At 68.9% G+C, this 14,881-nt stretch carries 12 protein-coding genes and 1 riboswitch; of the genes, 4 read left to right on the top strand and 8 right to left on the bottom strand.

Annotated elements, in window-relative coordinates; all coding sequences use genetic code 11:
• Positions 1 to 174 precede the first annotated feature (174 nt).
• The 3 genes from WS87_RS19965 to WS87_RS19955 all read right to left on the bottom strand — a co-directional run bounded on the left by WS87_RS19965 (position 175) and on the right by WS87_RS19955 (position 3,168).
• The gene (locus WS87_RS19965; protein ID WP_059818732.1) at positions 175 to 762 is read right to left on the bottom strand and encodes a phosphatase PAP2 family protein; all 588 of its coding nucleotides are present in this window, start codon (positions 760 to 762) and stop codon (positions 175 to 177) included.
• A gap of 79 nt (positions 763 to 841) precedes the next feature.
• The gene (locus WS87_RS19960) at positions 842 to 2,158 is read right to left on the bottom strand and encodes an Nramp family divalent metal transporter (protein WP_059818731.1); all 1,317 of its coding nucleotides are present in this window, start codon (positions 2,156 to 2,158) and stop codon (positions 842 to 844) included.
• Positions 2,107 to 3,168, bottom strand: coding sequence for a helix-turn-helix domain-containing protein (locus WS87_RS19955; protein ID WP_059818730.1), 1,062 nt, complete (start codon positions 3,166 to 3,168; stop codon positions 2,107 to 2,109). The genes WS87_RS19960 and WS87_RS19955 overlap by 52 nt, the downstream gene beginning before the upstream one ends.
• A gap of 467 nt (positions 3,169 to 3,635) precedes the next feature.
• On the opposite strand from WS87_RS19955, the gene WS87_RS19950 reads away from it, so the two are divergent.
• Positions 3,636 to 4,556 carry a LysR family transcriptional regulator gene (locus WS87_RS19950; RefSeq protein WP_059818729.1) on the top strand — a complete coding sequence of 307 codons (921 nt, stop codon included), beginning with the start codon at positions 3,636 to 3,638 and terminating at the stop codon, positions 4,554 to 4,556.
• 119 nt (positions 4,557 to 4,675) lie between these two features.
• Positions 4,676 to 5,077, top strand: a complete 402-nt coding sequence (locus WS87_RS19945; RefSeq protein WP_059466564.1) for an OsmC family protein — start codon at positions 4,676 to 4,678, stop codon at positions 5,075 to 5,077.
• A gap of 100 nt (positions 5,078 to 5,177) precedes the next feature.
• Here the strand turns inward: WS87_RS19945 and WS87_RS19940 are convergent, their stop codons facing one another.
• Complete coding sequence (locus tag WS87_RS19940; protein ID WP_059531647.1) at positions 5,178 to 6,059, bottom strand: Dyp-type peroxidase; 882 nt, start codon at positions 6,057 to 6,059, stop codon at positions 5,178 to 5,180.
• 485 nt (positions 6,060 to 6,544) lie between these two features.
• Here WS87_RS19940 and WS87_RS19930 point away from each other — a divergent pair, with 485 nt between their 5' ends.
• The gene (locus tag WS87_RS19930) at positions 6,545 to 8,407 is read left to right on the top strand and encodes an ABC transporter ATP-binding protein (protein ID WP_059818728.1); all 1,863 of its coding nucleotides are present in this window, start codon (positions 6,545 to 6,547) and stop codon (positions 8,405 to 8,407) included.
• A gap of 115 nt (positions 8,408 to 8,522) precedes the next feature.
• Positions 8,523 to 9,236, top strand: a complete 714-nt coding sequence (locus WS87_RS19925) for a riboflavin synthase (protein ID WP_059818727.1) — start codon at positions 8,523 to 8,525, stop codon at positions 9,234 to 9,236.
• Between the two features lie 88 nt (positions 9,237 to 9,324).
• Here the strand turns inward: WS87_RS19925 and WS87_RS19920 are convergent, their stop codons facing one another.
• The 4 genes from WS87_RS19920 to WS87_RS19905 form a co-directional block, all read right to left on the bottom strand.
• Positions 9,325 to 10,566 (bottom strand): voltage-gated chloride channel family protein, encoded by a 1,242-nt coding sequence (locus WS87_RS19920; protein WP_059818726.1) that lies wholly within the window; start codon positions 10,564 to 10,566, stop codon positions 9,325 to 9,327.
• Positions 10,567 to 10,645: 79 nt separating this feature from the next.
• Positions 10,646 to 10,748: riboswitch (Fluoride riboswitch) on the bottom strand.
• A gap of 57 nt (positions 10,749 to 10,805) precedes the next feature.
• Positions 10,806 to 11,825: a chemotaxis response regulator protein-glutamate methylesterase gene (locus tag WS87_RS19915; RefSeq protein ID WP_059818725.1), complete on the bottom strand. Its 1,020-nt coding sequence runs from the start codon at positions 11,823 to 11,825 to the stop codon at positions 10,806 to 10,808.
• A complete protein-coding gene (locus tag WS87_RS19910) occupies positions 11,822 to 14,137 on the bottom strand; it encodes a hybrid sensor histidine kinase/response regulator (protein ID WP_059818724.1) in 2,316 nt (771 codons plus the stop codon). Before WS87_RS19910 ends, WS87_RS19915 begins: the two co-directional genes overlap by 4 nt.
• A complete protein-coding gene (locus WS87_RS19905; RefSeq protein WP_059818723.1) occupies positions 14,134 to 14,838 on the bottom strand; it encodes a chemotaxis protein CheW in 705 nt (234 codons plus the stop codon). The genes WS87_RS19910 and WS87_RS19905 overlap by 4 nt, the downstream gene beginning before the upstream one ends.
• Between the last annotated feature and the right edge of the window lie 43 nt (positions 14,839 to 14,881).

Raw genomic sequence — 14,881 nt, 5'->3', positions numbered from 1 at the left:
GACGGGACGAGCGTGTCCCGCGCGCCGGATCACCGCGAATACCGATTCAATGAACGCGGAACGCCGGATTTTGACAATGAAGAGGAAAGAATTGGATGTGACTCGGCGGGGCCGCCGCCGCGGGCGACCACCTCACCTGACACCGGGACACCGACGCCCCGGGAAAAACGCCCTTCAGAACCCGTTGCCGGACGTGCGCATAAATGCGCAGAACTGCGGGGAATGCGTATCGATCATCTGCTGGAACGGCGCGCGATTCCCGTACGCGATGCCGGACACGAGCAGCAGGCAGACGGCCGCGATGCGCGGTGAGAACGAGCGCTTGTGCGCCCGTTCGTAGGTCCGCAGGAACACCAGCGCGACCAGCGCGCCGAGCAGCCAGCCGACAATGACTTCGGGAATCGTGTGCGAATGGTCGAACACGCGCGCGACGGCCGTCACCGCGCCGACGGCGAGGCCCGCCGCCACGCCCGGCACCTTGCCCGCACGGAAGGCCTGCCACAGCATCGACAGCGCGACGGTCCACACGGACGTCGACAGCATCGTATGGCCGCTGATCACGCGGAAGTCGAACTGCGGGATCTCGACACCGCAGCCCGCATAGAGAATCTTGGTCGCCCCGACCAGGCTCATGCCGGCCGCGAGCAGCACGATCCAGCGCACCGCGAGCCGCCAGTCGGACAGCGCGAGCCAGACCGCGCAGGTCAGCGCGACCGGCAGGGTCAGCGCGGCGTCGCCGATGTTGCTGATTTCACTCCACATAACGGACGTCGAACGGCTGGAAAACGCGCAGTTTAACGCACGCGCGCCACGCGCCTGTTTCAGCCTGTGACAGGCTGTATCAGCCCGCGACACCCGTAATCAGCAGCAGGTTCGTGCCGGTGATGACGGCGAACAGCGTCCATGCGGCGACCTGCATCCTGCGGCCGATCGCATGCTCGCCCATCACGTCGCGATCGCTGACCGACCGGATCAGCGGCCACATCGCGAACGGCAGTTGCAGGCTCAGCAGCACCTGGCTCCAGACGAGCAGTCGCCCGACCGAGTTCTCGCCGAGCCACAGCACGCCGATCAGCGCAGGCGCCAGCGCGAGCCCGCGCGTGATCAGCCGGCGCTGGTAGCACGGAATCTTCGTGTGCAGGAAGCCGTCCATGATCACTTGGCCGGCGATCGTGCCGGTCAGCGTCGAGCTTTGCCCCGACGCGAGCAGCGCGATGCCGAACAGCAGCGCGGCCGCGCCGCCCGCGATCGGCGTGATCAGCCGGTACGCCTGTTCGATGTCCGTCACGTCGTGCTGGCCGGTCGCATGGAACGCCGCGCCCGCGACGACCAGGATCGCCGCATTGACGAGCATCGCGACGAACAGCGACACGCAGGTGTCGATCCGCACCAGCGCGAGCGTGTCGCGGATCAGGCCGCGCGCGCCGCCGACGACATGGCGCGTCTGCACGACCGACGAATGCAGATACAGGTTGTGCGGCATGATCGTCGCGCCGACGATGCCGAGCGCGAGCACGATCGCGTCCTTGCGGTCATGGCCCGGATCGCCCGGCACGAGCCCCGAAGCGACCGCATGCCAGTCGGGCGGCGTGATCGCGACCTGCGCGACGAAGCAGAACGCCATCGTCGCGATCAACCCGAGCACGATCGCCTCGATCTGCCGGACGCCCTTGCCCTGCAGCCCGAGGACGATCACGGTGTCGAGTGCGGTGAGCACGATCCCCCACGCGAGCGGCACGCCGAGCAGCAGCTTGAACGCCAGCGCGCAGCCGAGCACTTCGGCGATGTCGCACGCGATGATCGACACTTCGGCGGTCACCCACTGCACGACGCGGCCGAAGCGGCCATAGCGGTCGTAGCTGGCCTGCGCGAGATCCTTGCCCGCGACGAGGCCGAGCCGCGCGGCGAGCATCTGCAGGAAGATCGCGGCGAGGCTCGAGAACGCGACGACCCACAGCAGCGAATAGCCGAACTGCGAGCCGGCCTGGATGTCGGTGGCCCAGTTGCCGGGATCCATGTAGCCGATCGCGACCAGCAGGCCCGGGCCGAAGAAGCGCTTGAGCTTCATCCAGCGCGACGCGCCGGCGTCGATCGTAATGCTGCCCTTTACTTCCGACGGGCAGAAGGGGGCTGTGGCGGTAGTGGGGAGCAAGGGCATGGAAACCGGGGATCGTGATCGCGACACGGTGATTTTACGGTTATCCGGCCCGTTTTCTCCCGCGCATCGGCGCGCGCGCCCCGGCTCGCCCGCTCGCCGCCGGATTTCGCGGGCCGCGGCACGAGTTGCGGATCGGCCGCGCCGGCGCCGTTCGTCAGGATCCGTTCGCGCTCGGCGACGCGAAATTCGGTCGGCGACACCCGCAGGCGCTGGCGAAACAGCTTCGCCAGACGCTCGCCGCTGCCGAAGCCCGTGCGCCGCGCGACCTTGTCGGCCGGCAGCGTCGTGTGGATCAGCATGTGGCACGCGCGCTCGAGCCGCACGTGCTGCACGAACTCGGTCGGCGTCACGCCGATTTCCTTCTTGAAGCGCCGCAGGAAATTGCGCTCGCTCATCGCGGCCGTCTGCGCGACTTCCGCGATCGAAATGCGGTTCGCGCTCTGCGCGCGCAGCCGTTGCGCCGACATCCTGATCGACGGGCTCGCGCTCAGCTCGCGAAACGCCCACATCGACTGTGCATAGCGCTGCTCGACCGGCCGCATCAGGTTGCTGGCGATCTCCTGCGCGGCGCTGTCGCCGAGATCGGCGCGGAACATGTCGAGCACGGCCGAGAACACGTCGGCCTCGCCGGCCTGCAGTTCGATCGTGGCCGCCGCCCGGCGCGTGCGATCGGTTCGCGCGTGACTTCCATCCGTCTGCCGCTGCGACGCGGCGAGCGTCGACAGGTCCATCGCGTCGACGATCCATCGCGCATGCCGGCGGATGTCGCTGAGCCGACGCCGCAATGCATCGTTCCAGTTGACCGACGCGCGGTCACCATGAAGATGAAAGAACGCGAGCGCACGATGGCCGTGCTCGTCACCGAGCGGATCGGCGGCGATCTGCACGCCCGACGACGACTGCAGCAATCCCCCGCTTTCCGATACGTACTTCAGCTGGTAATCCGCACTGAACGCGTGCAGGCGATTCGCCAGATTGAAGGCCTCGCCAAGGCGCGCGGCCTGCGCCAAGGAAAACCCCGTACTCAAATAGATTACGACCCACCTCTGATCTGCTGCTTCCACTGCCAAGCCCCCGGACTGTTTCGACTTCTTGTAATACCGTCGAACTGTCAGGCTTATATTTGGTTTGAACGCGTGCGACAGGGACGGCTATCTCGAAATATGAAGCGACGGCATCTTAGCCGAACGGGTCGTGTCTTTGGCATGAAATGGCTGACCGGGACAGTATGATGGCGGATTTCTACAGGCTGTCGCCGAACGCTGGTGCGACCGCGCGAAAATGCGCCTGCCGACGGGCAGGCTCGCATCGTGCGCACGATCCGCATCGCGCATCGGATGCGCACGCTCGCATATCGGGTCGATCGTCATCGACACGCATCGAACGGCATCGATCGTCTCTCTAACGCACGCACCCGCATGCCGTTGTTCGCGCATCCATTAGAATCGCTCCACCGTCCACCACGCCGACTTCGTCCGTGCCCGCCGATCATCGTCTCGACCTGAACCTGTTCCGCGTGCTCGACGCCGTCTACGTGCACGGCGGCATCGGCGCGGCCGCCCGTGCGCTGCACCTGACGCAGCCGGCCGTCACGCATGCGCTCAACCGGCTGCGCGCGCATTTCGACGACCCGCTGTTCGTTCGCCAGGGCAACCGCGTCGTGCCGACCGAACGCACGCGCACGATCATCGCGGACGTGCAGCTTCACCTCGCCGGCCTGCAACGCGCCGCGCGCGACCCGTCGGCATTCGACCCGGCGACGCTCGACCTGAGCATCGCGGTCGGCATTCGCGACGTGCTCGAATCGATCGCGCTGCCGCAGATCGTCGCCGCGTTCGCCGACGAAGCGCCGGGCCTGCGATTCGTGAGCCGCCGCATCGCGGTGCACGACATCGAACGCGAACTCGCGTCGGGCAATCTCGATCTGGTCGTCGATCGACGCGTGCAGACCGGCCCGCGCATCGCGACCGAACATCTGCTCGACGATTCGCTCGTCGTCGCGATGCGGCACGATCATCCGTTGACCGACGGTCCGCTGCGGCGCGGCGACTATTTCGCCGCACGGCATGTCGCGGTGTCGCCGCTCGGCGAGCCGCAATCGCTCGACGTGCTGCTCGGCAACGACGGGCGCTTCCGCCACATCCAGCTCGTTTGCCAGCATTACTTCGCCGCCTGCCAGATCGCCGCGGCGGGCGACCTGCTGCTGACGCTGCCGCGCACGTATGCGCTGCGCATGGCGGCGCTGCTGCCGATCGCCGTGCAGCCGCTGCCGCTGCGGCTCAAGCCGTTTCCGCTGCTCGCGTACTGGCACGAGTCGCGCGAGACCGACCGCGCGCACCAGTGGGTACGCGAACGCGTCGCCACGCTCGTGCGCCGGAGCGCCGGCGTCGCCGGCTGACTCTGGCGAGCCGCGTCGACGCACGCAGCGCCCGCGATTTTCGTCGAGACGGTATGCTGACGGCTCGCTCGCCGCGCATCGTCGCGGCCGCCTCTTTCCCCGCTTACCGGAGTCTTGCCATGCCGCTCATCCATGCTGCCGCCACCCTCGCCGCCGACGCGCCCGACTACGTCGTCCAGCTGCAGGCCGGCACGCACGCGCTGACCGGCGACGAAGCGCCGCGCGAAGGCGGACAGGGCCTCGGGCCGGCGCCGTTCGAGTTCGTGCTGGCCGGCCTCGCGCAATGCACGGCCGCGACGCTGCGCATGTACATGCAGCGCAAGACGTGGCCGGCCGTGCGCATCGACGTGCGCACCGAACTGCACGCCGATCGCGAAGGACAGCAATACGTGCGCCGCGTCGTGACGCTCGACGGCCCGCTCGACGATGCGCAGCGCCAGCGGCTCGCGGAAATCTGCGAGAAGACGCCGGTGACGCTGTTCATCAAGCGCGGCACGCGCATCGAAACGACGCTGAACTGACGGGCGGCGCAGCGCGCCGCACACGATCGCTACGCAACAAGCAAAACGGGCGGGCCGCGCACGATGCGCGACCCGCCCGTTTTCGGATGTCGTTCGGTGCTTACAGTCCGAGCGCGGACAGGTCCAGCTTGCCGTCCTTCACCGGCGGGCACCAGAAATACGCGCCCGTCAGCGGTCGCGTGAAACGGAACAGGCCGTCGACGATGCCGTCGTCCGCGCCGCTCATCCGGCGCATCTGCACGTCGAACGCGCGGAACGAACAGCCGAACGCGACGAAGTAGAGGCCCGCGCGACGCGCGTCGGACCACGGCGACGACCGGCGCAGCATGAACGCCTCCGGCTCGAAGCTCTCCTGCGCGGTGCGCTTCACGTGCGCGAACTCGGGCGCGTCGTCGAGCTCCTCGTTGTCCGAGCGGCGGCGGCCGACGATGTGATCCATGTCGCCGGACGCAATGCGCTCCATCTGGTCGAAGTCGTGCAGCCATTGCTGAACCGCGACGAAGCTCGAACCGTCGAGACCCGCGCCCTGCCCCGTGACGATCGCCGCGGCCAGCGCGTCGTCACCGGTCGGGTTCTCGGTGCCGTCCTCGTAACCCGACAGGTCGCGATCGTTCGAATAGCGGAATCCGTCGACCGCGTCCTGCAGCGCGAACGCCGGCGCAAGCGCCCGCTCGATCGCCCGCGCACGCAGCACGAGCTCGCCGCGATCGTCGCCGCGCAGCCAGACCCAGATGTCGGCCGGCGTGATCGGCAGCGTGCGATCGTTCACCGCGAACGCCGGATATTCGGTGAGGCCCGGGACCGGACGCCCGAGGTGTGCGGCCAGCGCGTGTCCGAAGCCCGCGACCGTGTCGCGCCCGTCAACGAGCTCGCGCAACGCCGTCAGCGCCGCTGCCACGTTGCCGTTGTTCGAAATCGTGAAAGTGAGGTATCGGGCCGCCGTGTCGATCGGAGCCAGGATGCCTTGCTGAACGTCGCTCATCGTTTCCTCAGGAATGTATCGGAGTGAATCCGCGCGGCCGCAGCGGCCGGCGCGCAACGGCAAAGTGTAATCGATGCGGCCCGCCGACCCGTGCGGCACCGCACCGCGGAACCCGCGCGAAAAAGGGCCGAAACCCCGAATACTAACCGTATCGACGCTGCAACGCCGCATTCGTCAGACGTTGCGGCGACTCCGGCAGTGCTGATAAAATCCCTTCACGTCTTTTCGGCGTCCTTTCAACCGTTCACTTCAGGGAGGTGCAGATGTTCCGAATGCCAGCAGCCTTCCCGAACGTGGTCCCACGGCGCGGCTGATCCAGCCCGTCGTCCGCGCCGGCTCCCGAGTGCTCCGCTAACTCGCCGGCCCGCGCATTTTCCCGACAGTCCGTTTCGTTTCGCCCGCGTCATCCGCGCGGCCGGGCTGTTGCGTTTTCGACGTTCTCCGAACCGGAAAGTCCCGTCGCGCGATGCGCCGGGCAACGATACATGACCAGAAAAACCACCCATCTGGGCGGCCAGGCATTCCAGGCCGTCTTCGGCTTCACGTTCCGCTACTGGCGCAAGCAGCCGGTGCGCATCGCAACGATCACGACCCTGGCGCTGCTCGGCGCGCTTGCCGACGTGCTCACGCCGCTGTTCGCCGGGCGCCTCGTCGATGCGCTGTCGACCGGCCTGACCGACCGCGCTGCCGCGTGGCATTCGGCCATCGTCGCGTTCGGCACGCTGGCCGCGCTCGGCGTCGGCGCGACGCTGTTGCGGCAGGGCGTCTACCTGAACATCATCACGCTCACGCTGAAGATGATGAGCGAGATCGCCGCCGCGTCGTTCCATCGCGTGCAGCGGTTCTCGACCGACTGGCACGCGAACAGCTTCGCGGGATCGACCGTGCGCAAGATCACACGCGGAATCTGGGCGCTCGACCTGTTGAACGACACCGTGCTGATCGCGCTGCTGCCGTCGGTCACGATGCTCGTCGGGGCGACGGTGCTGCTCGGCACGCACTGGCCTGTCATGGGGCTCGTCGTCGGCGTGGGTTCGCTGCTGTACATCTCGGTGACGGTCGCCGTGTCGCTCGGCATCGTCGCGCCGGCCGCGCGGCTCGGCAACATGTGGGACACGCGCATGGGCGGCGCACTCGCCGACGCGGTGAGCTGCAATGCGGTCGTCAAGGCGTTCGGCGCGGAAACGCGCGAGGAAGCGCGGCTCGCGCGCGTGATCGGCAAATGGCGCCAGCGCACGCGCCGCACGTGGGTACGCGGCACGCTCAACGGCGGGCTGCAGGGTGCGATGCTCGTCGCGATGCAGGCGGCGATGATCGGCGTCGCGCTGCGGCTGTGGGCGAACGACGAAGCGAGCGTCGGCGACATCGCGTTCTCGCTGACGATGTTCTTCATGCTGCAGGGCTACCTGCGCGACGTCGGCATGCACATCCGCAACCTGCAGCGTTCGGTCAACGACATGGAAGAGCTCGTCGCGCTCGAGCGCCAGCCGCTCGGCATCGACGATCGTCCCGGCGCGCCGGCGATCCGGATCGGGCAAGGCGAGATCCGCTTCGAGCACGTGACGTTCCGCTACGGCAACCATCCGGTGCCGCTGTACGACGACTTCTCGATGCGCATCGCGCCCGGCGAGCGTGTCGGCCTCGTCGGCCATTCCGGGTCGGGCAAGACGACGTTCATCAAGCTGATCCAGCGTCTGTACGACGTGTCGGGCGGCCGCGTCACGATCGACGGCCAGGATATCGCGCAGGTGCGGCAGGATTCGCTGCGCAACCAGATCGCGATCGTCCAGCAGGAACCCGTGCTGTTCCACCGCACGCTGGCGGAGAACATCGCGTATGCGCGTCCCGACGCGAGCCGTGCGGACATCGAGCGCGCCGCGCGTCTCGCCAGCGCGCACGACTTCATCGCCGCGCTGCCGGACGGCTATGACACGCTGGTCGGCGAGCGCGGGATCAAGCTGTCGGGCGGCGAACGCCAGCGCGTCGCGATCGCGCGCGCGTTCCTCGCGGATGCGCCGATCCTGATCCTCGACGAAGCGACGTCGAGCCTCGACAGCGAAAGCGAGGTGCTGATCCAGCAGGCGATGGAGCGGCTGATGGTCGGCCGCACGACGCTCGTCGTCGCGCACCGGCTGTCGACGGTGCGTTCGCTCGACCGACTGCTCGTGCTCGATCGCGGCAAGGTGATCGAGGAAGGCAACCACGACGCGCTGATCCGCATCGACGGCGGGATTTATCGCCGGCTGTTCGAGCGGCAGGCGCTGGAGCTGGCGAAGGGCCTGATCGATTCGCCGCGGCGCACGGTCAGCGGCGATGCCGGCCCGCGGGGGGAGCCGGCGGAGGCTTGACGGCAACCCGGTCGGGGCCGGACGTGCGGCAACTGCCGCCGCGCGCCCGGCCCCGACGCCGCCCGCCGCGATCACTTATCATACCGGCCAGGCAATTTGCGACGAAAGGCGGATCATGTTTACAGGCATTGTTCAGGGTGTTGGCGTCATCAAGGCCATCAAGGATCACGGCGAACTGAGAACGTTCAGCATCGAATTCCCCGAGCGGTTCACCACCGACATCGAGATCGGCGCGAGCGTCTCGGTCGACGGCGTCTGCCTGACGGTGACGACCATCCACTCACCGCTGCTGATCGACTTCGACGTGATGTTGCCGAGCCTGAGAATCACCACGCTGGCCGACCTCACGACCGGCGCCCGCGTCAACGTCGAACGGGCCGCGAAGGACGGCGCGGAAATCGGCGGGCATCCGCTGTCCGGTCACGTCGACTTCATGGGGACCATCCTGCAAATCGCGTCGTCCGAACACAACCGGATGATCCGCATCGGCGTGCCGGCCGATTTCAAACGTTACGTGTTCGCGAAAGGCTACATCGCGATCAACGGCTGCAGCCTCACCGTGTCGGACGTCGATCGCGACGCAGGCTGGTTCGACGTCTGGCTGATTCCCGAAACGCGACGCGCGACCACCTTCGACGCCAAAGGCGTCGACGACAAAGTCAACATCGAGATCGAGCGCAGCACCCAGGTCGTCGTGGATACGATCCGCGAGTCGGTCAAGGAAACGCTCGGGGAACTGACCGGCGTCGTGACGGCCTTGCTCGCGGAGAAAGGCGTCGACATCGAGGAACTGCTCGCGCGCAACGTCGCGAAACTGCCGAAGGCCTAACGGACGCCCCCCGCTCCCGGTGATCGGCGCGATCATCGGGTGTCGGTTTCGGTCGACGCACCGCGGTCGGCCGCCCCGCGCGCCGCCGTCACTCCGCCTCCACCTGCGCCCCCTTCCCCACCGCCACCCGCTGCGATCGATAAATTCCCGCGTGCCCGGAAAACAGATAGGCGACCACGCAGGCGACGATCGCATAGACGCCGACATCCGCGCCGAACAGTTCGATCGCCATGATCGTCGACGCGATCGGCGTGTTGGCCGCGCCCGCGAACACCGCGACGAAGCCGAGCCCCGCGAGCACCGGCACCGGCAGCGCGAGCACCTGGCCGAGCGCGTTGCCGAGCGTCGCGCCGATGTAGAACAGCGGCGTCACTTCGCCGCCCTTGAATCCCGACGCGAGCGTGACGACGGTAAACGCGAACTTGCCCGCGAAATCGTAAGCCGGCAGCGGCCCGTGAAACGCGGCCTCGATCGTCGGAATCCCGAGCCCGAGATACTGCGGTACGTTCAGCGCGGTGGCGGCGACCGCCACCAGCGCGCCGCCGAGCACCGGCTGCAGCGGCGCGTAGCGCACGACGCGGCGGAACCATGCGGTCAGCGCATGCGTCGCGAACGCGAACAGCCGGCCGACGACGCCGAACGCGACACCCGCGACGACCGTCGCGGCCAGCCCCGTCGCCGACACGGCCGGCACGAACGGAATCGCATACACGGTGTGATGCACGCCCCACGCGCGGCACACGACGTCCGCGACGATCGCCGACGCTACGCAGGTCAGCAGCGCGTCGTATCGTACGCGGCCGATCGCGAGCACCTCGAGCCCGAACACGGCGCCCGCGAGCGGCGTGCCGAACACCGACGAGAAGCCGGCCGCGATGCCGCCCATCAGCAGCACGCGCCGATGCTCGCGATCGAGCCGGAACAGGTGCGTGACGCGATCGGCGAGCGCGCCGCCCATCTGCACGGCCGTGCCTTCGCGGCCGGCCGACCCGCCGAACAGGTGCGTGACGACGGTCGCGACGAGCACGAGCGGCGCCATCCGCTTCGGCACGAGCGCCTTCGGGTCGTGAATTTCGTCGATCAGCAGGTTGTTGCCGCGCGCGACCGACTGGCCGAACCGGTGGTAGACCCAGCCGGTCGCGAAACCGGCGGCCGGCAGTCCCCACAACAGCCACGGATGCGCGACACGCGTGCCGGTCGCCCAGTCGAGCGCGATCAGGAACAACGCGGAAGCCGTGCCGGCCAGCGCGCCGAGCAGAGCGGAAAGCGCGAGCCAGCGGCACACGTAGCGCACGGTCGCGAAAAAATCGGCAGAAGTCGAGAAAAACATGATTTCCAGATTCGACAGGACATCAAAACCTGGGCGGCAGAATACCGCATGGACGGCCTGCGACCTCCTGACGACCCAGGAACACGCAGGCATCATCAGCCGGGCAACCGGCGGTTGAGGGCCGAACCGCGCGCGACGCGCGGGGATCGACCGCAGGGAGGCATGCCATCTCCGCAGGCGGCAATTGTACGCGACGCCGCGCGGCGCCTGCAACGCGGCCCCGCCGGGGTCGCGCGCCGTCAGTCGAGCGGCATGCGCGTCACGCGCGAGATCAGTTGCGGCGCGATCCGCTCGAGCGGCAGGATCGCCGACGCGGCGCCGATCGCGGCGGCCGCCTTCGGCATCCCGTAGACGGCGCTCGTCGCCTCGTCCTGCGCGATCGTGTAGCAACCCTTCGCGCGCATCGCCTTCAGCCCCAGCGCCCCGTCGCGCCCCATTCCGGTCAGCAGCACGCCGAGCGCGTCGCCCTGCCAGCCGTCGGCGACGCTGTTGAAGAACACGTCGATCGACGGCCGGTACGGCGTCTCGGCCGGATGCCGCGTATAGCCGAGCACGCCGCGCGGCGACATGTACAAATGATCGTTGGTCGCCGCGAGCAGCACCTCGCCCGCCTGCGGCACGCTGCCCTCCCGCGCGACGCGCACGGGCAGCCGCGTACAGCCGTCGAGCCACTCCGCCATGCCGACCGCGAACGCCTGGTCGACGTGCTGCACGATCACGAGCGCAGCCGGAAAATCCGCCGGCAGCGCGCGCAGCAGCGCGGTGAGCGCGGTCGGCCCGCCTGCCGACGCGCCGATCGCGATCAGCGTCGGCAGGCCGCGCGTGAGCGCCGGCCCGGGCGGCACGAGCGTCACGGTCCGGCTTTCGAGCAGCCGGCCGATCTGGTCGATCTTCGCGAGCAGCGGCTGCGGCCCCGCATCCGACGGCAGGCCGAGTGCGAGCGTCGGCGTGTCGACCGCGTCGAGCGCGCCGGCGCCCATCGCCTCGTAGACCGACGACGTGTTAGCGCTGACGCTCGCGGTCACGACCAGGATCGCGCACGGCGCGCGCGCCATGATCTGCCGCGTCGCGGCCACGCCGTCGAGCTTCGGCATCACGAGATCCATCAGCACGAGGTCGGGCGGATGCGCGACGCAGAAATCCACCGCCTCGTCGCCGTCGGTCGCCACCCACAGCACGCGATGATCGGTGCGCAGCGCGATCACGCGGCGCAGCGCCTCGACCGCGAGCGGCAGATCGTTGACGATGCCGATGTTCATCCGCGTGCATCCCCGATCAGGTCGTGCACCGCATCGAGCAGCGCCTCGTCGTGGAAACTGCTCTTCGCGAGGTAGTAGTCGGCGCCTGCGTCGAGCCCGCGCCGGCGATCCTCGTCGCGATCCTTGTACGACACGATCATCACCGGCACGCGCTTGAGCATCGGATCGCCCTTGATCAGCGTGACGAGTTCGATCCCGTCCATGCGCGGCATGTCGACGTCGGTGACGACCAGATCGAACGCGTCGCTGCGCACCGCGTTCCAGCCGTCCATCCCGTCGACCGCCACGGTCACGTCGTAGCCGCGCTTTTCCAGCAGCTTGCGTTCGAGCTCGCGCACCGTCAGCGAATCGTCGACGACGAGCACGCGGCGGCGCCGGTCGGCGAGTGCGAGCTGCGGATCGCGCTTGAGCTTCGCGAGCTGTCCGCCGCGCACGAGCTTGTCGACGGAGCGGATCAGGTCTTCGACATCGACGATCAGCACCGGGTCGCCGTTCTCGAGCAATGCACCGGCCGCGATGTTCTGGATCTTGTTCAGGCGGCTGTCGAGCGGCTGCACGACGAGCATTCGTTCGCCGAGAAAGCGGTCGACGGCGACACCGTAGAGTTCGGGCTCGCCGCCGACGACCACGACCGCCGTGCTCGCGCGCGCGACGTTGGGTTCGCCCGCATCGAGCAGCTGATGCGCGCCGACGAGGCCCGCGCGCCGGCCGTCGAACGGAAAATGCGGCTGCCCTTCGAGCACGTCGATGTCGTCGTGCGACAGTTCGAGCGTGCGGCGCACGTGCGCGAGCGGGAACGCGTACGGCTCGCCGCCGACCTCGACCAGCAGGCTGCGGATCACCGACAGCGTGAGCGGCAGCTGCAAGACGAAGCGCATGCCCGCGCCGGGCTCGTTGAAGATGCGCACCGCGCCGCGCACGCCGCGCACCATTTCCTGCACGGCGTCGAGGCCGACGCCGCGCCCCGACACGTCGGTCACCGCGTCGCGCATCGAGAAGCCCGGCAGCAGCAGGAATTCGAGCAGTTCGGGATCGGACAGCCGCGCGGCCGTCTCGTCGTCGGTCAGGCGCTGGCGCACGACCGCCGCGCGCAATGCGTCCATGTCCACGCCCGGCCCGTCGTCGATCACGCTGACGAGCAGCGAGCCGGCGCTGTGGCGCGCCTCCAGCGTGACGCTCGCCTCGGTCGGCTTGCCGCGGGCGCGCCGCGCGTCGGGCGCGTCGACGCCGTGATCGATCGCGTTGCGCAGCAGGTGGCCGAGCGGCGCGTCGAGCAGGTCGAGGATGTCGCGGTCGACCTGCGTGCCTTCGCCGACGATCGAGAAGCGCACCTGCTTGCCGAGCGAGCGCGCGAGATCGCGGACGATGCGCGGATACGCGCGCGTCGCGTCGCCGAACGGCCGCATCCGGCACTGCAGCGCCTCGTCGTACAGCTGCTCGGCGATGTGCGTGCTGCGCCGCTCGAAGCGGTCGAATTCGTCCATGCGCTCGGCGAGCGAGCGCTGCAGATCGTTGAGCATGTGCCGCACTTCGTTCACCGACGCGAGCACGCCCGCGTCGAGATCGTCGGCAAACTGTTCGTACAAGAGATCGAGCGAACGGGCCGCATCGCGCTGCGCACGCTTCACGCGCAGCATCGACTCCGCGAACGGCTTGAGCCAGCGCGATTCGACGAGCGACTCGCCGGACAGGCTCAGCAGCCGGTTCAGCGTATCGGCCCGCACGCGGCGCATCGCGCCCGCGCCGGCCGCGCGGCCGGCCTGGACCGGATCGGGCACGGCCGCCGACACGGCGAGCGGCGGCACTGCGGCGCCGGCCCCCACGGATTCGCTCGCGGCGCCGTCGTGCTCGCGAAGCGGCACGACGGACGGCGGCGCCGGCGGCGGCGCGAAGGCCGAGGCCGAGACCGGCATCGCGTGCGCGCCGTCGGCGCCCGTCAGCGCCAGCGCGAACGCCTCGATCTCCGTCGATGACACGGGCTGCGCCTGCGGATCGGCGACGCGCACCAGCAGGTCGACGCCGGCGAGCAGCACGTCGACGTGCGTGGCCGTCAGCGCGATCGTGCCGGCCTGCGCGGCGACGAAGCATTCTTCCATGCGCCCCGCGATGTCGACGCCGAGCGGCACGCCAACGATGCGTGCGGCGCCCTTCAGCGAATGCGCGGCACGCATGCACGCCTCGAGCGCGACGGAGTCGGGCTCGCCCGATTCGAGCGCGAGCAGGCGTTCGGACAGCGCCTGGGTCTGCGTGCGCGTCTCCTCGCGATACAGCTCGAGCAGCGACAGGTGGCTCAGATCGTCATCGCCGCTCATCGCATGCTCCGTGTCACGGCGTCGAACAGCCGATCGTCGTCGAGCAGGCCCACCGACTTGCCGCGCCACGACAGCACGCCGCGCGACAGGCCGGCACTCGCGCGCCCGACCGTCGCCGGCACGGGCACCCATTCGGATGCGCTGAAGCGCAACACGCCCTCGACTTCGTCGACCGGAAACACGACCGGCTCGCCCTGGTGCGCGGCGACCAGCAGTCGCGTGAAACGGCCGTCCGCGCCGCCGTTGCCACCCTTGCCCGCGTCGAGGCCGAGCAGCGCGCCGATCGAGATCGCGATGCGCAGCGTGCCGCGAATGTTGACCACGCCGCGCACGGCCGAATGACGGCGATACGGCAGCGAATGGATCGGACGCGTGCCGGCGATCTCGCGCAGCACGCCGATCGGCAGCGCGAGCCATTCGTCGGCGACGCGAAACGCCAGCGCCGCCTGGCGCGTATCGTCGTCGCCATACGCGCGGGTCGCGTCGAACGCGCTGATCCGCTGCGTGGCGTCGGCCATCTCGGCGACGCCGAGCGGGCGCTCGAGCAGCTTCGCCGCGTGATACGCGTAGACCGGACAGTTCAGGCAGCGCAGGCAGTCGGCCAGCCGCTCGCACGAGCGGTCGCCGTGCGTGCCGATCCGGTTCCAGCAATCGTCGACGCCGATCGTCGTGTCGTCAGTGGCAACGGCGTCGCGGTTCATTCTTTCCTCGGTCATCCCGATATCGGCTCCCAACCCGTATTCC

It is taken from the genome of Burkholderia sp. MSMB0856 (genome assembly GCF_001524645.2).
In the GTDB taxonomy this organism is placed as follows: domain Bacteria; phylum Pseudomonadota; class Gammaproteobacteria; order Burkholderiales; family Burkholderiaceae; genus Burkholderia; species Burkholderia diffusa.
Note: the sequence above shows the minus strand (reverse complement) of the source record. Positions and strands in the feature narration are given on the sequence as shown.